The sequence below is a fragment of the Aphanothece hegewaldii CCALA 016 genome, from assembly GCF_003007785.1.
Classification (GTDB): Bacteria; Cyanobacteriota; Cyanobacteriia; order Cyanobacteriales; family Microcystaceae; genus Chroococcus; species Chroococcus hegewaldii.
In genome coordinates this window covers 81,817-100,809 of record NZ_PXOH01000012.1, presented here as the reverse complement: position 1 = coordinate 100,809, position 18,993 = coordinate 81,817, and the positions used below count along the sequence as shown (strand labels likewise).

Below are 18,993 nucleotides of genomic sequence, written 5' to 3'. Positions count from 1 at the left end.
CAATTTTATTTTAACTAGCCGTTGAAGAAACTTCACAATTAAGCATTTCTTTAAAACGAACTTCATCCCGATGGGGATCAGCATTTTTAACTTGTAAACTCATGCGATCGCCTAAAGATACAGGTCGTTCAAAACGATGGGGTAATTCTAACCCTAATTCTTCAAGCAAAATTAACCCTAAATTTTCCTCTTCTCTTAACCAACGCAATAACAACGCTTGCCAAACTTCATTTTCATTGCGGCGTAGGAATTCTAGACTCCAATAACGATTTGTTTGACGTTCTACTGATGAAGCTTCTTGCGCTGAAGAAGTGACGCTATAAATAATCTCTTGCATCTGTTCTCTAGTAAACGGTAGTTGATCCCCTCGTAAATGGGCTTTAATTTGAAAATGAGCCAGTAAATCGGTATAACGACGAATTGGCGAAGTTACTTGAGTATAAGTATCTAACCCTAAACTGGTATGACGACTTGGTGTAACGCCCATCTCACTACGAGGCATACAACGACGCAAAGCACAAGAGCGAACCGGTCCAGCCGGAAGTAATAATAACTCTTCTTCGGAGGGTAATTCGGGTTGGGGTTGTCCGCGAAAAGGAACGGGTATATTATGTTTTTGGCAATAGCGTCCTGCGACTTCCCCAGTTAGGATCATCATTTCTGCGACTAACTGACGCGAGGGAGAAACTTCTAATATTTCAACGGTAATCTCATCATTATTCTTGACTTTGATCATCGATTCTGGCATCTGAATATTAATCGAACCTTGAGATTTACGCCATTGATGACGTAATTTAGCTGACTGGGCTAATACTTTTATTTCTGGTTCTGCTTTGATATCCATCAACAACATCTCATCTACATCGTGGTAAGTGAGACGATAAGTCGGTTTAACGTGGGTAACTTGAATTTGATAGTCTTGAACTGCCCCTGTTTCGTCTAAGATCACACCAAAACTTACGGCGGGACAGAGTTTCCCTTGTATTAAACTCATTGGCCCGGTGGCTAATTCCCCAGGAAACATCGGGATCATTCCCGTCGGTAGATATAAACTGGTACTACGTTTCCTTGCTTCGAGATCGAGTTCATCGTTAGGGGCGACAAAACGAGATGGATCAGCAATATGTATCCATAGCCTAACTTGTCCATTTTCTAGGTATTCTACACTTAAACCGTCGTCGATTTCTTCGGTACTTTCATCATCAATCGTGTAAATTTTGAGATGAGTCAGATCCAACCGGTTAACATGAGGATCATCAGGAGGAGACTGCAAGCATTTATGAGCCACTTCGAGTACCTTTTTCGGAAAGTGAACAGGGTAAGAACTACGTCTAAGAAAGAGATTTTCGTTTTGACTCCACCATCCTAACTCAACAAGCAACTCAAAGGTTGCCTCTGGAGTTTGCGATCGCCCGAAAATGGTTAGGATCTCTTGTACTATATTTGATTTTTGTTCAGGCTGCAAAACAAATCGTTCTAAAGCCTCTAAGCGATTGCGATCGCTATCTTTCCATTCTACCTTTTCTTTGGCTAAAGCTTGTTTAACCCTTTTCAAAAAGCCCTCTTTTTCTTGAGAGCGTTGCTGTTCAACTAAAAATTGATGTTTAATTTCTTCAACTTGTGTCGTCGAACGGGGTTCATAGCCATCACCTTTACGCTTGAAATAGATCTTATCTTCGGCTAATAAACTGTGTGCCGCATAACAAACGACTGGTGTTTTTGATGAAAATAATAATTGTGCTAAATCTTCTGGTGTTATGTTAAGTCCTTCTTCGACTAATATTTCCCAGGCGACTTCTAGACTATCAGGATCAATATAAGGCTGTGCTTGTTGCACAAAACCGCGAATATCCGAAGAGTTATAAAGTCCTTTGATTTGATATTCTACTCGTTGAGGACGAATTTTATGGGCTTGTCCTCCAGAGTCGATCACGATCCAATCTTTTTTCCCTTCAGGGCGATCAACAACCGCTAACCGGCGTTCTCCTTGTATTCTAATCTCAACGAGAGTTCCCTTATCCACCAGTGTTCTATCTACTTATCTCTTTATTAAATGAATGCCTTTATACCAATCTATCATTGTCAAGGAACTCATGGCGAGAGGGCTAGATGAAGTTTTACCGATGTTTCCGATTTTCAATATGAGAAAATTATGAAAATTTGTACGCTAATTACTACCTATAGACACTATCCTTGAAGCCGGAAAGATCGATATCCTATAAATAAAGGCGAGAAAATTTAGAATTGTTCTATGATTAACGAACTACTGTTTAAGCTTAGATCCGTGATCAAACCGCTCTTAAAACCGTTGATCGCTGCTGGTTTATTGATTTCCTTAACTTTAGGTCATCCTAGTGAATCTTTAGCGGCTGGTAGCGGAGGACGTATGGGAGGAGGAGGCTTTAGCTCCCCTCGGATGGCACCGACACGGACTTATCAACCTGCTCCTAGTGGTGGTTATGGTTACGGATATGGTTACGGTGGTGGTGGGTATGGCTTACCCTTTGTGTTACCCCTTTTCTTTGGGGGAGGTGGTAGCTTATTTACCGTTCTAGTATTTTTTGCGATCGCTGGGTTTCTCATTAGAACGATCCGAAGTTCGGGTGTAGTGGGCGATGGTTATACAATGGATAGCCCGACAACAACAGTGTCTGTAGCCAAAGTACAAGTCGGTTTACTGTCTAGCGCACGTTATTTACAAAAAGAACTAAATCAAATTGCTCAAACTGCTGATACAAGTTCTGCGACTGGACGTGCCGAACTTCTGCAAGAATCAACTTTAGCATTGTTACGTCATCCTGAATACTGGATTTATGGTGCGACGGACTCCGCTCAAGCGGCTTTAAATAGTGCTGAAGCTAAGTTCAATCAATGGTCTTTAGCTGAACGCAGTAAGTATCGTGCTGAAACTTTGTCGAATATGAATAATCAACTCAAACAAGCCTCACAGAACGCTTTACTGGGTGCAGGTGGAGAATTAGTACATATAGACGAAGATAATGGAGAATATATCATCGCTACGATTATTGTCGGTGTTGAAGGTCGTCTAGAACTTCCCCCAGTTAGGGATTCTCAGGATTTACAAACGGTTGTCAGACAACTCGGTAGTATTGGTAGCGATCGTTTATTAGCGGTTGAAGTTCTTTGGAGTCCCCAAGCGGAAGGCGACGTGTTGACCAAAGATGATATTATCGCTCAATATCCTAATCTTACTTTGGTATAGTTGACAAAATTACTATAATAGTGTAAGCATTTTTAGGGGTTGAAGTTTTTCGCCCCTATTGTTTTTCTGATTTTTTTCGGTAACTTATAAAATTCTTTTTACGGGGTGCAGTCGAGGAGGCATAGAGGGTGCCAAACTTGTTCGGCATACAGCCCCTTGCCTACAGATATACAATTAATTTACGCGCTTTTTTTCTTAACTTTTGTTAAGATTCCACCGATTCCTAAAATGAGTAATCCTAACCCTGTTGTTGGTTCGGGGGTTGTTGCTGCTGCATATATAGTTGTTGTTCCACTGACTTCATTTGTTGTGATAACTAAAGATTGATTGGTTGGACTATCAATCGAAGGAATAAATAATACACCTTCTGGAGCAAAATCGCCCTCTGTTCTGGTATAAGTGACAAAAGTCGGATTGAGTGGATTAGTGATATCGTAGACCATTAAACCGCCAGTTCTTTCTAATCCAATAAAAGCATAGAAGCGATCGCCTATTTTTCCAACGGTTAATCCTTCGGGTTCTGGCCCTTTGTTATCGCTGCGACTATCAAAATCTGCGGCTTCTCCTTCGGAATTAAATAGACTGGGAATTAACGATGCTGTAATTTGTTCAAACGCATCACCACTATCATAGATTAGATTCCCGTTAGAATCCCAAATAGAAAATGAACGCCCACCATAACTATACAATACATCAAAATCACCATCTTTGTCAAGATCACCATCAACGCTGGACACATTCAATCGTCCTAAGTTTTCATCTTCAAGGAGTTGCGCGGCATTAGGAAACGCTGTGGGATCTAGCGTTAGATCGCTAATACGTTCGTTTTCTCCTCGATCGTCTCCTTCATTTGCTGTAATAATGTAAGTCTGACCATTTATTTCAACGGTGGCGATACTATCGGGCATATACATTCCAGATATCGGCCAATTTTGGATATTAATTCCACCATCCTCGTCACTAGCATCTAAACCATTTCCAAGAGTATTATAATTTTTTAGACCCAAGGGCAAAATATCAGTAATGGTTGCACTGTCAATATCTAAAACAGCGAGTGCATTATTTTCTTGCAAAGATACATAAGCTTTTTTATTGTCTTTGGAAATTGCAATATATTCGGGTTCGACATCTTCTGCTACCGTTGCATTACCGTTTTGTCCAAATATGCGGACTCCTGCTGCTTGTAATGCGGCTTTTTGGCTATTAAATGCGGTAAAATCAGCCGTATTAACTGTGGCACTTCCTACACCACCCGAAAGATCTATAATACTAATTGAACCTTCAGGATCGACAGTTGGGCTAATACTCAAAGGTTCGGGTTCCCCTTCATTAGCAACTAATATTTTGGAACCATCTGAAGTAAAAGTCAACATATCGGGTAATGCACCCACAGTTACAGAATTTAGAAAACTCCCAGACGTATTAAAAAATGCCACTGTACCTGGATTTGTTTTAGGATCAGATCCAATAGCAACCGCAACTAAACCATTTTTTACCGCAACGCTGTTAACTCCCGCACCATAAGTATTTAGATTAATGCTAGAAATCAAAGAAGGAACGCTAGGATTACTAATATTGAGGATATCAATTGAATTTGTAGACCCATTGGTGATAAAAAGATTTTTACTGATGGGATCATACGCAGAAATTTCGGCCGCACCTTCTCCATCTGGTGATACATATGTTCCTAAACGTGTTAGATTTAAAGCTAAAGTTTGATCGGCAAAGGTTCCTAGTACAATAGGAGTAATAATTGCTGTGGTTCCCCAAAAAGGAAGAAAACGAGAATTAGAACGAGACATGACAAGTTCAAAAAATTAATTTCTCGTTTAGCATCTCTGGTTAACTTTAAGAAGACCTAAACACTCGGTTAATATACGACAAAATGCGTTAAATTTATACAAATCTTAAACTTTATCAGTACAATTCGTGATTTTTAAACTAGAGTATGCGATCGCGCTTTGTATCCTTAAATTTATCGCCTAATTTCTATCATATGCTGTATTATTTACCCAGAATTCTTTCAACTGCTATAGATATGTCTGGAAAAGCTAAGGATTGAATAATTCCTTGAGTATATTCTGTCTGGGTTCGATAATCTTCTGAAAAGGGATCACAGAAAACTTTCAATAGTTGAGATTTCGCATTAACCACCCAATATTCAAGAATACCAGCACCAGCATAAATTTTTTTCTTCTGGTCTAGATCACCTGTTAAAGTACTATCAGAGATCTCGATTATCCAGTAAATATCTTCAGGAATAGGATGACGAGTTCGATAACGTTCAATAGGAAGGCGTACAATAGCGATATCGGGTTCTGGTTCAGAATCTGGTAAAGTTATAGGATGCGCTTCAAAAATTTTAGCTTTTCCGAAAAAGAGGGAACGCAAATAATCAGCAGCAGTATCGGTGACATATCTGTGTAATGGTCCTTCTGGAGTCATTTCTACTATTTCTCCTGCGATCAATTCTAAACGACGATCGACTAAAATCCCCGTTTCGATCATTCGATGATAATCCTCAACTGTCCATTTTGCTAAGGTTCGCATCTTTCAATTGAGTTATAGTTAAACTGTTTTTATTATAGACTGATGTAAAATTAAGCGATTTCCGGCTGGATCATAAGCATAAATTTCTTTACCATGAGAAGCAATGGTCATTTGTCTCGTAGGTGGATAGCCCATTGTAGTCAGAAAAGCGATCGCATCTTCTAAATTTTCCACTTCTAAGCACAAACTCATCCCACTTTGAAAAGAGTTAGCAAATTCTTCTTGATGACTTGTTTTTGGTTTAAAGATACCCAAATTTAAACCCTTAAGTTTAAATTCTGCATAAACCGAGGGTATATAAAGGTTAGGCTTTTGGTTAAGTAGTTTTTGATAGAATTGAACTAACTGATCGAATTCAAGAGCAGCTAAAGTAAGAAAAGCTTTTGTATAGTTAACCATATTAAAAATTATGTCTAATCGTTTGGCCCGTCACCAAGATTTATTGACCGATTTAATAAACCGTTATAAACATAGAGTAGACTTTCTCACCATTCGTTTAGAAGAAGGACAAGGAACGAATATTTTACTTAGAGGAGACAAAGTAGAAACCCTAAGTGAAGGAATTTCTATCGGCGGACAAGTCAGAGCGTGTTACAAAGGAGGTTGGGGATTTGCTACATTTAATCAATTATCTACTTTAGCAGAACGAATCGAAGATGCGATCGCTGCTGCTAGATTAGTCGGTGAAGAAGAAACTATTTTAGCACCCGTAGATCCTGTACAGATTTCTTGTAAACTGCCCTTAACGGGAACTGATCCGCGTTTGATTTCTCTGATACAAAAGAAAGAACTTTGCGATCGCTACAACGATATTTTACGCCATTACAACAACCAAATTACCACGACATCCGTCCGTTATGGCGATAGTACCCAACATATTATTCTAGCCACATCAGAAGGAACTCTCATCGAACAAACTTGGGCAGATATCGAGATGAGATTTTCAGCAACCGCGAGAAATGGTGATATTGTACAAAGTGGTAGAGAAACGACAGGATCTCGCAAAGCTTACGAAGATTTAATTAATTTAGATAAACAGGTGGAGGGTGCGGCTAAACGTGCCGTAGAATCCCTGATTTTGCCACCTGTAAAAGGCAATACTTACACCGTAGTGATCGACCCCATTCTAACAGGATTATTCGTACACGAGGCATTTGGCCACCTTTCAGAAGCCGATATGCTGTATGAAAATCCCGACTTACTCGAAGTGATGAGTATGGGTAAGCGGTTTGGTAATGAAGAATTACAAATTTTTGATGGAGCAGCCCCAGAAGGACATCGCGGCAGTTATCTTTATGATGATGAGGGTACACCTGCAACCACGACTCAACTCATTAAAGATGGAATTTTAGTCGGGCGTTTACATTCTCGTGAAACCGCAGGAAAATTAGGAGAAAATCCCACAGGTAACGCACGTTGTCTAAACTATCATTATGCCCCCATTGTTCGGATGACGAATACTTGGATCGAACGCGGTAAAACTCCTGTAAAAGAGCTATTTTTGGGGATAAAAGAGGGAGTTTATGCAGTAAACTGGCAAGGTGGCATGACAAACGGTGAAATGTTTACCTTTAGTGCGGGGGAAGCATGGATGATCCGAGATGGGAAGATTGCTGAACCTGTGAAAGATGTTACACTCTCAGGGAATGTATTTAAAACTCTAGCCAATATTGAAGCGATCGGCGATGATTTTTATTGGGATGAGTCGGGAGGTTGTGGAAAAGGTGGACAAAGTGGTTTACCGGTAGGCTGTGGGGGACCTAGTTTACGCATTCGAGATGTTGTTGTAGGTGGTGAGGCCGTAGAAGAATAATTTAGTATAATAACCCAGAAAATAGCTCGTTTACGGTTAATTTTAGCTCGCTGGCGAAAGTGGGTACAGAAAGTAATTGATCGCCCTCATCGAATATTTCTGGTTGTTGATTAGGATAATATACAAATACGGTTTGTTCATTTGGATCAATTAACCATCCCATTTGAGTACCATTTTGTAAACTATGCAAAATCTTTTTAGTAACTTTAGTTTGACTTTGCTCAGGTGTTGACACTCCCCGCCCTAAAGGGCTAGGATTCTTGGGCTGAATCTTGCCTCTACTAAGTAAACTTAGCTTTGGTCTTACAGTTTCATGTCTGACTCGACTACACTTTTGACAGCAAGCCTTTTAATGAGCCAATCCCACAAGCGTAAATTTGGGTATGCCCTACCCTATTTAATTTCTTTGTGTCCTTGCCGTGTGGATTCATTTTAATACCATTGACGGTTCAGCTTCCTAGTCTACGGAGTGTCTCTTGTTTCCTCACGCCTAGCAGGTCAACGACCAAATTAATTGTAGCACAAAGCCGTCATAAATGACGGGGTTTTTTACACAATTTTTCGATAAGATTTCTATAGTCCAATCAGGCGATAATAAAAAATCATTTGCGATCGCGCCATTCTCATCACGTTGAATTCTATCCCAAACAAATACCGCAATATCTGGTACAGTTGATCGACCACCAAAAGTACAACGTAGTTCTATAAATGCACGAGCGATTTTTTGAGGTCTAAGAATAGCATTAAGGACAGCAGAAAAATCACCTTGAATAGCACTATGTTTTCCTTTTGGCATAGGTTTTTGTATAATTTGTCCATCAATGTACTCACTAGCGGGTTTAGTTTCTGGTAGCTTGAGAAATTCTGCTAGAGTAAGAGTTTTAGAGGGTGTTTGTACCATTTGGGATAGCTTTAATTTTATTTCATAACTAACAATTCATTTAGCTTATTTTTCAAAACCGACGAAACTAACAAAGGTTTATAAACTTCGCCTTCGTATGGTTTCCAGACGTAACCTAAACTAAATGTGCGAAAAGCTGAAGGTTTATTCATCTCATTCCAAATTGTTTCGGCTAAAACTAATCCAGGAAAAGATAAAATTGAAGAATCTTCTATTAATTCGCTGTAGGTTCTAAACTCGTCAACTTCTACACCGACTAAAGCATAACGAAAATCTGGCGCAGATTGCAAATGTTGATAAAGCAAAATCCCTAATTCTGTCATTAAATAAGCTGTTTCAGGTGTATTAATGCCAATTTCACTAATTTGCTCACAACAAACTCGACACCACCAATTTTCTTCTAGATCCTGAAAGATATTAGCGTAACATTGCGATCGAGTTCCATTTGAGAGTACAAAAGAAATCTGATCAAAGTACTGAGAAAACTTTTCTGCATCAAGAGAGACGCTCCCACATTCAGCAGATAAACTAAAAATCCATGTCATTTTTATTACTCCTTTTAATTTATCTAACTTTCTCCCAATCGTTTTGAGTATTTGCTAAAGCTGCTTCGTATTTTTCTAATAACATTGTCATTCTTGGTAAGATATAGTCTAGCACTGCGACCTACTCGTGGTTTGCCGTTTTGTTCTGCCATTGCTCGATAGTAGAGTATTGTCATGATTTTAACTGCTGACATTGGGGGCAAAAATGAGACGATCGCCCCGCTAATTTTATCCGTTCTATTGGTGTACCACAAACCCGACAAGCTTGACCAAAACGACCATAAACCCAAGCAACACCGCTATAATTTCCATTAACTCCCGTCACACCGCGAAAACTACTAAAAGTTGTCCCACCTTGGTCTATTCCCTTTTGTAAAACCTCTAAAATGGCTTGGTGTAAGCGTTCTATTTGAGTTGGAGTGAGTTTACTAGCGATCGTTGTTGGTGAAATGCCACTTTTAAATAGTGCTTCATCTGCGTAAATATTGCCGATCCCTGCGACTAATTCTTGTTCTAGAAGTAGGGTTTTAATGGCTTTGTGACGCGTTTTAAGACGTTTTGTAAGGTATTCTACAGAAAACTCATCCGAGAAGGGTTCTGGACCGATTTTTTGGAGACCTGTGATGATCTTTTCGGGGGAGGTGTGGGGTGGAATGCCCCAAATTTTGCCGAAAGTTCGAGTATCGACAAAGCGTAATTCTTGGTTATCTGGAAAAAAGAGCCTGATACGAGTATGTTTCGAGACAGGTTCATTTTGTGTTAACCAAAGGAGTTGCCCCGTCATGCGTAGATGTACTCCTAACATCCCTTGGGGAATACCATCAGCATCGACTAACTGAGCGAGTAGATATTTACCGCGTCGGTTCCAAGATGCGATCGTAGTTCCCGTAATTTCGTGTAAAAATTCATCTATAGAAAGAGGGTAGGCAAGTGTACGATGTAACAACACTTCCCCACCCTGAATGGTTTTTCCTAAAGTTAATTGATTTAACCCTCGGCAAACCGTTTCTACCTCCGGTAATTCCGGCACAGTAAGTACAGTTCCTTTTCTAGAGCAGTTATTTAGCTTCAGCTTTTGCTTTTTTTGGTGCAGCTTCGACGACTTGTAATTCGCCTTCAGCAAAGTTATTAGTATTGACTCCAGTTGCACTACCACTGTAGCCATTGCAATTGACACTATCAAAACGAACAATTACAGGATAAATAATCCCACTTTTGTCTACACTGGCAACGGTTCCCACATCGCCATACCAGAAAGACTCTTTTCGTAGGACTTTAACTTTAGCACCACGTTCAATAGCAGCCATAAGCGTTTTGTTAAAAAAATCGGTTCAAATAACAGACTACTACTGGATCGGGCTTCTCTGTACAGTGAAATCTTTAATTTTTATTGCGACTCTTGCCATTGTACCCGAACAAAATACGCTGAACGTCCCCAAAAATCCTTAGTTTGCGTGACATCCACCATTTCTAAATTAAACGGTATAGAAGTTGTTAAGTATTTTTGCGCGGATTGTCCTAAATCGGGTGAAACTTGAAAGGCATATGCTGTAGCGACACCTAAACCGATTAATTGTTCGATCGGGCCTTTGGGTAATAATAAATGAATACCAAAGGCTAACCCTCCTGTCACGAACATTGCCACCGATAAATTAGTTCCGCAGCGAGGATGTACTGCTAAATTCCATTCACCTGTTTTAATCCGATACAAGGCTTGACGTACGGCTCTTTGTAATTCTAGCGGATTGACTTGACCATAAAGATAAAATCCTTGATCCGTTGATAAACCGCCTAAATTCTCATTATCGGCTTTTTCTTCATTATCCCAGTCCGAGCGATTTCTTTGAGATTGCATTTCGCTCAATACCCAGACGGTAGAATGTTCTAGTGCATGTACCTGACGCAGCATTAAAATTTCTTTGAGTCCAGGGAGAAAGCCAAATTGCTTAACAAGTGTGCTATCTTGATCACAATTGGGTTTAATCCAATCTGATTCCCAACCAGTGGCAGATGTTGTATTGTTCATAGAATTGTATGCTCTTAAGAATTGCAGTTTACGCCTCGATGAATTGCAGTCAATCCTAAGTTAGAATTTAAGTTAAAATTTTCCCTCTTCAAGATTTCTTTATTTGTGTCTTGTTTTCTAGCTTTGACGGATGACCTTAAGATCCATTGTAATCAATCCAAGTTTAAGCGTCGAAAAAGTCTTCATCTAAGATTTGTTCAACCGAAAAAGGACAAGAATTAGGATATTCTTTGTCTTGTGGGATGCGTACACCATTTTCTAAGACTTTTCTTTGATTAAGGCTAAACTACTATACAAATGAAAAACTTGATCCCAAAATGTGTCTTCTCGTCGCAATAAATCAAGATGAGGTTGAATTAATTTTAGCGTTTCGGGAAAGTCTAAAGCTGTTTCGGCAAATGGTGTAAACTCGTCATAAACTGGATGATGAGGAAATTGTTTTTTAAAATAAGACATTAAATGATTCCAATGATCTCTAGAGATGGTTGTTTCATCAAGAGTTTGTTTGTCGATAACAGCAGTTTCCTGATTAAATTTATAAGTTTGGTCACATAGCCGTAAAATCATATTACGTTCTTTTAGATGCAAATCACAAACTTGTACATAATCTAAGGTTTTTGTTTTACGTTCGATTTTCCCTCTAAGTCCCATTTCAACGCATTCTTCAAAAATGGGTAACATTCCTTCAACTCTTTGAGATAATTCTGACCAATCAAATTTAAAAATGACGGGTTTACTTTGGGAAAGATGACAAACGACTATTGCAATGGGAAAGACTTCTTTAAAATAATCAATTTGATAAACTTTTACATTCTGAATATCTTTGACAGTGGCACAAAAACAAGGAATATTCACGGCTTTTAATGTTTCGACAAATACCCCCAATTCTCCTATTGTACCTGTTCGATATAACCGCCATGCCCGACTCGGTAACTGTAATCTTGCGGTATAAGGATCAATTTCCATCACTTGTGCAAACTGTTGCGCTGCTTGTTTTTTTTCTTCGGTTGGGATAGGTTCTAAAATTAATATTCCCGCTTCTTGGCTACCTGGTTCTAGTTTCGCTTGAGCAAGTGCTTTAAGATGTTTTTCCTTGACTTTTTCGTGTAATTGTGCTTCAATTTCAGTCAAACGATCGATACCTTGACGAATCTGAGCAATGAGTTTATGATTACTGGTTTGTTGTAATAAATCTCGATATTTTTGATGAGCTAAATCATATTTTCCTGTAACTTCGGCTAAACGTGCTTCATAGAAATCAATCCAAGGATTATCTATTTCTTGTTTTTTCCATTCTTGTAATAAATAATCAGCCTTTTTGTAATTATAATGATCGATCGCTTCAGCAACTTGATTTAACATATAATTATTCTTTTTTTATTGACTTTCGGTGATAGCTGCTACAATCGTCATAGCAACCAAAGGCGCAGTAACAGCCCGCAGAATTCGAGAACCTAAAGAAACAGCCTGAAAACCTTGATTTATTGCTTGTTCTACTTCCTCAGTTGTCCATCCCCCTTCAGGCCCAGTTAAGAGCATAATAGATTGAGAAGATGTTTTCTTGAGTGCTTGCATTAAATGTTCTGATTGTATGCGAGTAACACAAATATAACCGCTTATTTTTGGATCGGCTATCATTGTTAAAGCATCTTTAAAGAGTGTTACATCACTAATAACAGGTGTATTTTGTCGTTCTGATTGTTCTGCTGCTTCTTTCGCTATTTTTCGCCATCGTTCTAATTTATGCGAACTCGGTTGTACTAAAGTTCGTTGACTAATGATGGGTACAATTTGAGTGACACCCATTTCTGTACAACAGCGTACAATTTCATCAAAACCATTCCCTTTGGGTATTGCAACCATCAAAGTAATAGCTATGGGTAATTCGGTAGTTTCTTTTAATAAATCGCGTAATATTGCTGTATTTTCTTGTAATTCGGCATTCCACGCGCTCCCTTGTCCATCCATAATAACAAAGCAAGAACCTGTTTTTAGCCGAAGAACCCGTTTTAAGTAATGTTGTTGTTCAACCGTCAAAATAATTTGACCGTTTTGATTTTGAATGGGGTCGATAATTAAACGATAAACCAAGATTTTTATTAATTATGATATTATTTTACTATTATCAGTTAAATCATTGCAAAATTATGACGGACAACGCGGAAAATAGTGATGATAAAATCATACAACTAACAGAACAACACAGAGAGATGCACGCGCAAACGATGGCCGAATTAAGTGAGTTGAAAACAATTAGCCAACAACAATTACAAATAGCAACACAGCAAACAGAAAGTATTAGAAGTCTTGCTCAAGCATTTGTCGAACAAGCTAGAGCTTATCGTGAATTTAGTCGTAGTTTACCTGATGTGGTAAAAGCTTCAAGACGAGCAGCACAAGCTAGTGAAGCTGCATCATTTATGGCACAACGAACTAAGACAGCAATGCGAGATTTAATTGAAGAATTAAGAGAACAAAGAAATAGTTAAATTATTTGGAATTAGATTTCAATCCCATACAGAGGTTATAAATGTATTGTAGGGGTTTGGTCGCCACACCCAGATTATATTATTCTAAATTTTTTGTCTCTATTCAATCAATATGCTTTTATTACAATTCAGTACATCTCAATATTGCCGTAAAGCGCGTTTAGCTTTGGGATATAAAAAAATTTCATATCAAGTCGAAAATCTTACACCGGGTTTGCATATTCTTAAACTCAAACCGAAAACAGGTTTATCTACTGTACCTGTTTTACTCCCCCAAGAAGACGGACAACCCGAAGTTATTGCCGATTCTACACCTATACTAAAATATTTAGAATCCTATCGACCATTACCCTCTTATATACCTGCTAATCATCAAGAAAAAACGCAAGCTTGGTTATTGGAAGATTGGTTAGATGAGAGCATCGGTACTGCAACACGTTTTGTATATTACCATTATCGCTTAGGAGAAGGAAAAGCGATCGATCCTTCTTTTTCTTCTCAGTTAGTCATTAACATTGTGCGGTTTCAATATAATATTAATCCGTCTTCCGTTAAACTAGCCGAAAGTCGTTTAGAGAATGCGATGCAAGTTTTATCACCTTGGCAAACTCAACCGTATTTAGTGGGTGAAAATATTAGTGTAGCCGATATCGCAGCCGCAGCATTATTAAGTCCATTAGCTTTAATTCCTCATTATCGTCAGACCTATCCTTGGTTATTTCAAAGAATTAAAGAAATACATCACATTTGTAACGAAACATTACCACCAGGATTGGATTAAAGTTACATAACATGGCTCGTAACAATACTCTTGACGATCAATTCGCTCCGTGAGAGTATTATTATTAAATTGTTAAATTAACATTTTTTGGCTCACAAATATTTAAGATTTTTGTATTTTCTTGCTTGCTATGCGCTGATTGTACTCCATTGAACAATAGTCATTATCAAATCTACGGAGATAATTAAATAATGCCTTCCTCTATAGCTTTTAGTTCTTCGCTGTTCAGCGTTAACGAAGACGGTACACTTATTAATACGATTACTTTAACTCGTAGTAATGATAGTGTGGGTGAAGTTAGCGTTACTCTAACCCCTACTGACGGTATTGCCACGTCACCTAATGATTATAACTCTACAGCGCTTATTGTTAATTTCGCAAATGGGGAAACAACTAAAACGGTTAATATTCCTATTGTTAATGACCAACTCAGAGAAAAAACGGAAACAATTAATCTAACATTATCTAATCCCACTAATGGAGCAACATTAGGCATTCAAAATACAGCACTTTTAACGATTGTAGATAATGAGAATTCAGTTGGGACACTTCTTTCGCAAAATCTTCCATCTTCGAGTTATACTGCTAGTCAGTCTTGGACTTCCGAGCTTTCACCCGATAAAGCTTTTGATGGTGATGAAACAAAAAATTGGAATGCTGGAAACTATGCGACTCAGTGGATTGAAGTAGATTTAGGTCAAGTATATTCTTTATCTTCAATTCAGCTTTTAATTGCTCAACTTCCAGAAGGTGATACTACACATAAAATCTGGGTTTCTAATCAACCTATTGGTAATTCAACCAGTAACGCGACTTTAGCAAGTACTTTCCAAAGTTTAACGGATAATGGGCAATGGTTACAGGATGATTTCAATAACACTACCACAGGTCGTTATGTTCAAGTTAAAACCGTTGCTTCACCATCTTATGCTTCATGGTTTGAAATAGAAATTTATGGTCAGTCTTCCCCTCAATCAACTGTTTCTGTTTCTGTTTCCTCTACCAGTGTCCTCGAAAACGGTACAACAAATCTTGTCTACACCTTCTCTCGTACGGGTTCTTTCACCTCACCTTTAACTGTCAACTTTAGTGTTGCAGGTACGGCTACTTTCAACACTGACTATACTCAAACAGGGGCAACCAGTTTTAATGGAACCACAGGAAGTATTACTTTTGCTGCTAATTCTGCTACCAAAACCTTAACGCTTAATCCTACAGGTGATACAACGATAGAACCTGATGAAACGATCGCTTTAATTCTAACTCGTAATGCAGCTTATAACATCGGTACAACAGATATAGTAGTTGGCACTATTACTAATGATGATGGTGTTTTACCCACTCTCTCCATCAACGATATCACTTTAACTGAAGGCAATAGCGGCACGAAAAACGCTACTTTTACTATAACTCGAACTGGTACAGCAACCCAACCGATAACCGTAAACTTTGCCACTGCAAACGGAACCGCAACCGCAGGAAGTGACTATACTGCTACTTTGGGTAGTTTAACCTTTGCGACAAATGAAACCACGAAAACGATTAATGTTCCAATTATTGGAGATACGACAGTAGAACCCAATGAAACTTTCTTGGTTAACCTAACTAACCCGACTAATGCGACTCTTGCGGATGCACAAGGTTTAGGAACAATTACCAATGATGATACAAATGCTAATGTAACTCTCGCTCTAGACTATAGCGGTATCAGTGAAAACAGTACTACCAACTTTACTTATACTTTCACTCGTACAGGGAATCTCACTAATTCTCTCATCGTTAATATTAACGTAGCAGGAACCGCCACATTTAATACAGACTATGTACAAACGGGTGCAACAAGCTTTAGTAATACTACTGGAACAATTACATTTGCTGCGGGTTCTGCAACCGCAAACTTAGTCATCAACCCAACCGGAGATACAACGGTAGAACCCAATGAAACAGTTGCTTTAACCTTGACAAGTGGGTCAGAATATGATATAGGAACAACATCAACCGTCACCGCTACCATTATTAATGATGAAACACGTCGTCAAGTTGCCACCAATGGTAATGATGTAATTCTGGGTAGTAGTAAAACTGATGTAATTATCGGTGGTTTGGGTAATGATACTCTAACTGGGGGAGGAAATGGCGATTTATTTACCTTCACTAATCCCAATGAAGGAATCGATCGCATTACCGATTTTACCCCAAGTGATGATCTAATTGTTGTCAAAGGCTCTAGTTTTGGTGGTGGGCTAACTTCTAGCGATATTATCAAAGCTACTCAATTTGTTATCGGTACTGCCGCGACAACTGCCAAACATCGTTTTATTTATAATTCTGCCACAGGTGCATTATTATTCGACAAAGATGGAACAGGTACAACAGCAGCGATACAGTTTGCTACCCTGAATACGGGTTTAGCTTTGACTTATGAGGATATTTTTGTAAGTTAGGGGAAATTAGAAAGGGTTTGGTTTTACAACCCTTTTTTATTCTCTAATTTCCAGTCAACGAATCAGAAATCCTTGTCTATTGTGAAAACAGATACACTTTTCTATCAACTCTTTCAAACATTTCCTTACTGCTTTTTTGAACTGCTTAACCTGCCAGTGCGATCGCTATAATTTTTGCTCTTAGGATTTAATCTACCACTGATCAGTCACTTCAATCAAAGCACTTGTGATACCAGGTTCAGTCATCGAATGACCCGCATCAGGAACAATAATTAATATAGATTCGGGCCAAGCTTGATGCAGTTCCCACGCGCTAACCATTGGGCAAACAACATCATAACGACCTTGTACAATAATACACGGAAGATGTCGAATTTTCTCAACATTTTCAATTAACTGATTATCCGTTTTCAAAAAACCTTTATTAACAAAATAATGACATTCAATTCTAGCAAACGCTTCAGCAAAACGGTTCTCCCCAAAGCGTTTAATTGTTTGATCAGAAGGAAGTAACTTACTCGTACTACCTTCCCAAATTGACCAAGCTTTCGCCGCTTCTAAACGAATAAATGGATCAGGACTGGTTAATCTTTTATAATAAGCTGATAGAAAATCATGTCTTTCTTCTTGAGGAATAGGTTTAATATATTCTGCCCAGGCATCGGGAAAAATATTACTACAACCTTCTTGATAAAACCATAATAACTCTTTGCGTCTTAATAAAAAAATGCCTCTTAAGATTAAACCTAAACAAGAGTCAGGATAAGTTTGACTATAAGCTAAAGCGAGGGTACTTCCCCAACTTCCCCCAAAAACAACCCATTTTGTTATCCCTAAATGATGACGAATTTTTTCAAGATCATTGACGAGATCCCAAGTCGTATTTTCTTGTAATTCAGCATAGGGGGTACTTTTCCCGCAACCCCGTTGATCAAAAATAATAATTCTCCATTTTTGCGCGTCAAAATATTGACGATAAATAGCATCAATTCCGCCACCAGGTCCACCATGCAAAAATATAACAGGTTTTCCCGTAGGATTTCCCGCTTCTTCATAATAAATTGTATGTAAATCGGATACTTGTAAATAACCCTGATAGTATGGATTGATCGGAGGATAAAGTTCTGGCATCTTTGGTAACTAAACACAAGAAACTAAACAATAAACTTTACAATAAAAGTAAAACACGCTGTTAGGCTATGTATATGCCATTGAGTATCATATAATATGGTGTGTCAAATACAGGCGGTAGTTTTTAGAAGGTGAAATAATAGTTAAGCCTAGACCCCCCGCTCCAACCGTTACATTCATTGATACATACTGTAAATTATACCAAGACTTATTTATAGAAGTTAGAGCTTATGAGTGTTTTAAATATATTTATGTAGGGCTAATAAGTAATATTAAAAAAAATTTTACCAGAAATAGCAAAAGTAGTGGGATTACATCATTTGCTAACTGATTAGCCTTGGAGCAAAAAAGACTTAGAAAAAAGAGAAATCGAGGTAACTTATTTATTTAATAGATTAACATTTAAAAAGCTCCCTTATTTTTAGTAGTATTCTTAGGTTTTCATACTTAATGGGCAAGGAAAAATGTGCGGCTAATCTTGAGAGGCGTACAAGATCCGTTCAATTTTCACGTGTTTATAGATTTGTAGCAGCCAGACGAGGATCTTTAGAGTTAACAATTGCGCCTGAGTGAATTGACTTGATAAATGGATGCGATACAATTCTGGTAAAAATATGTTCAAATCTGTCTGCTAACATTTTTGAAAGCGATCTTTTTTTACCATGAATTGTCTTACATCTTTCCTAAGCTACCTTTGAGTGTGGTTGTCACCTCGTCAAGCTTCGTCTGTACTCAAAATTTGAGGCACTTTAAAAAATTCCCCTTCTGGTTCGGGTGATTCCTTAAGTAATGCTTCTCGACTACCATAAGGAAATGTGGTATCAGAACGAGTAATATTACTTAATTCAATTGCTCTTGTGGTAGGTGGTACGTCGGTTGTATCTAATTCGCTCAACTGTTCGGCATATTCTAGAATACTGCTAAGTTGTGTGGCAAATTGTTCTTCTTCTTCGCTTGTAATGTCTAAACGGGCAAGAAGGGCGATTTTTCTAACTTGTTCTCGATCGATCATTTGGCAATTTATCTGATGGGTAAAATAGTTAATTTAAGAAGGGTATAAATACCAAAGGGTTTGGAGACCAAACCCCTA

Annotated in this window: 19 protein-coding genes and 2 pseudogenes; 7 read left to right on the top strand and 14 right to left on the bottom strand. The window is 38.3% G+C overall.

Translation table 11 applies throughout. The annotated features are described in order from the left end of the window. Nucleotides 1–10 precede the first annotated feature (10 nt). Nucleotides 11–2,023, bottom strand: coding sequence for a ribonuclease catalytic domain-containing protein (locus tag C7H19_RS12750; RefSeq protein WP_106457262.1), 2,013 nt, complete (start codon nucleotides 2,021–2,023; stop codon nucleotides 11–13). 228 nt (nucleotides 2,024–2,251) lie between these two features. Between C7H19_RS12750 and C7H19_RS12745 the strand changes: the two genes are divergently transcribed. Then, nucleotides 2,252–3,223, top strand: a complete 972-nt coding sequence (locus C7H19_RS12745; protein ID WP_106457261.1) for a DUF1517 domain-containing protein — start codon at nucleotides 2,252–2,254, stop codon at nucleotides 3,221–3,223. Nucleotides 3,224–3,402: 179 nt separating this feature from the next. Here C7H19_RS12745 and C7H19_RS12740 read toward each other — a convergent pair whose 3' ends face one another. The 3 genes from C7H19_RS12740 to C7H19_RS12730 form a co-directional block, all read right to left on the bottom strand. Beyond that, nucleotides 3,403–5,025, bottom strand: coding sequence for a choice-of-anchor I family protein (locus tag C7H19_RS12740; RefSeq protein WP_106457260.1), 1,623 nt, complete (start codon nucleotides 5,023–5,025; stop codon nucleotides 3,403–3,405). 202 nt (nucleotides 5,026–5,227) lie between these two features. Next, nucleotides 5,228–5,773: a Uma2 family endonuclease gene (locus C7H19_RS12735; protein ID WP_106457259.1), complete on the bottom strand. Its 546-nt coding sequence runs from the start codon at nucleotides 5,771–5,773 to the stop codon at nucleotides 5,228–5,230. 18 nt (nucleotides 5,774–5,791) lie between these two features. Further along, the gene (locus C7H19_RS12730; RefSeq protein WP_106457258.1) at nucleotides 5,792–6,172 is read right to left on the bottom strand and encodes a VOC family protein; all 381 of its coding nucleotides are present in this window, start codon (nucleotides 6,170–6,172) and stop codon (nucleotides 5,792–5,794) included. 10 nt (nucleotides 6,173–6,182) lie between these two features. On the opposite strand from C7H19_RS12730, the gene C7H19_RS12725 reads away from it, so the two are divergent. After that, on the top strand, nucleotides 6,183–7,586 hold the full coding sequence (locus C7H19_RS12725) for a TldD/PmbA family protein (protein ID WP_106457257.1): 1,404 nt from the start codon (nucleotides 6,183–6,185) through the stop codon (nucleotides 7,584–7,586). Nucleotide 7,587: 1 nt separating this feature from the next. Here C7H19_RS12725 and C7H19_RS12720 read toward each other — a convergent pair whose 3' ends face one another. The 8 genes and pseudogenes from C7H19_RS12720 to C7H19_RS12680 form a co-directional block, all read right to left on the bottom strand. Next, a complete protein-coding gene (locus C7H19_RS12720; RefSeq protein WP_245927493.1) occupies nucleotides 7,588–7,821 on the bottom strand; it encodes a Uma2 family endonuclease in 234 nt (77 codons plus the stop codon). 327 nt (nucleotides 7,822–8,148) lie between these two features. After that, nucleotides 8,149–8,487 (bottom strand): annotated as a pseudogene (locus C7H19_RS12715) (Uma2 family endonuclease); the annotation flags it as partial. 17 nt (nucleotides 8,488–8,504) lie between these two features. Next, nucleotides 8,505–9,032, bottom strand: coding sequence for a hypothetical protein (locus C7H19_RS12710; RefSeq protein ID WP_106457254.1), 528 nt, complete (start codon nucleotides 9,030–9,032; stop codon nucleotides 8,505–8,507). A gap of 172 nt (nucleotides 9,033–9,204) precedes the next feature. After that, the gene (locus C7H19_RS12705) at nucleotides 9,205–10,062 is read right to left on the bottom strand and encodes a DNA-formamidopyrimidine glycosylase (protein ID WP_106457253.1); all 858 of its coding nucleotides are present in this window, start codon (nucleotides 10,060–10,062) and stop codon (nucleotides 9,205–9,207) included. A gap of 28 nt (nucleotides 10,063–10,090) precedes the next feature. Continuing rightward, nucleotides 10,091–10,339 (bottom strand): photosystem I reaction center subunit IV, encoded by a 249-nt coding sequence (locus C7H19_RS12700; RefSeq protein WP_106457252.1) that lies wholly within the window; start codon nucleotides 10,337–10,339, stop codon nucleotides 10,091–10,093. 80 nt (nucleotides 10,340–10,419) lie between these two features. After that, entirely contained in the window at nucleotides 10,420–11,058 is a 639-nt protein-coding gene (locus C7H19_RS12695) for a DUF6391 domain-containing protein (RefSeq protein WP_106457251.1), read from the bottom strand. A gap of 258 nt (nucleotides 11,059–11,316) precedes the next feature. Beyond that, on the bottom strand, nucleotides 11,317–12,420 hold the full coding sequence (locus C7H19_RS12685) for a hypothetical protein (RefSeq protein ID WP_106457250.1): 1,104 nt from the start codon (nucleotides 12,418–12,420) through the stop codon (nucleotides 11,317–11,319). Nucleotides 12,421–12,435: 15 nt separating this feature from the next. Next, nucleotides 12,436–13,149 carry a 16S rRNA (uracil(1498)-N(3))-methyltransferase gene (locus C7H19_RS12680; RefSeq protein ID WP_106457249.1) on the bottom strand — a complete coding sequence of 238 codons (714 nt, stop codon included), beginning with the start codon at nucleotides 13,147–13,149 and terminating at the stop codon, nucleotides 12,436–12,438. Between the two features lie 56 nt (nucleotides 13,150–13,205). Here C7H19_RS12680 and C7H19_RS12675 point away from each other — a divergent pair, with 56 nt between their 5' ends. From C7H19_RS12675 to C7H19_RS25320, 4 genes are all read left to right on the top strand, one after another. Then, the gene (locus C7H19_RS12675; RefSeq protein WP_146136515.1) at nucleotides 13,206–13,547 is read left to right on the top strand and encodes a hypothetical protein; all 342 of its coding nucleotides are present in this window, start codon (nucleotides 13,206–13,208) and stop codon (nucleotides 13,545–13,547) included. Nucleotides 13,548–13,659: 112 nt separating this feature from the next. Continuing rightward, nucleotides 13,660–14,328 carry a glutathione S-transferase family protein gene (locus C7H19_RS12670; protein ID WP_106457247.1) on the top strand — a complete coding sequence of 223 codons (669 nt, stop codon included), beginning with the start codon at nucleotides 13,660–13,662 and terminating at the stop codon, nucleotides 14,326–14,328. A 191-nt stretch (nucleotides 14,329–14,519) separates the two neighbouring features. Further along, complete coding sequence (locus C7H19_RS12665; RefSeq protein ID WP_106457246.1) at nucleotides 14,520–16,772, top strand: Calx-beta domain-containing protein; 2,253 nt, start codon at nucleotides 14,520–14,522, stop codon at nucleotides 16,770–16,772. An 81-nt stretch (nucleotides 16,773–16,853) separates the two neighbouring features. Further along, nucleotides 16,854–16,943: a DUF2887 domain-containing protein gene (locus C7H19_RS25320; protein ID WP_425428903.1), complete on the top strand. Its 90-nt coding sequence runs from the start codon at nucleotides 16,854–16,856 to the stop codon at nucleotides 16,941–16,943. 21 nt (nucleotides 16,944–16,964) lie between these two features. Here the strand turns inward: C7H19_RS25320 and pip are convergent, their stop codons facing one another. Next, entirely contained in the window at nucleotides 16,965–17,903 is a 939-nt protein-coding gene (pip, locus tag C7H19_RS12660) for a prolyl aminopeptidase (RefSeq protein ID WP_106457245.1), read from the bottom strand. A 139-nt stretch (nucleotides 17,904–18,042) separates the two neighbouring features. On the opposite strand from pip, the pseudogene C7H19_RS26760 reads away from it, so the two are divergent. Continuing rightward, nucleotides 18,043–18,232, top strand: a pseudogene (locus C7H19_RS26760) (IS701 family transposase); the annotation flags it as partial. Nucleotides 18,233–18,618: 386 nt separating this feature from the next. Here C7H19_RS26760 and gatC read toward each other — a convergent pair. Beyond that, nucleotides 18,619–18,915, bottom strand: coding sequence for an Asp-tRNA(Asn)/Glu-tRNA(Gln) amidotransferase subunit GatC (gene gatC / locus C7H19_RS12650; protein WP_106457244.1), 297 nt, complete (start codon nucleotides 18,913–18,915; stop codon nucleotides 18,619–18,621). Between the last annotated feature and the right edge of the window lie 78 nt (nucleotides 18,916–18,993).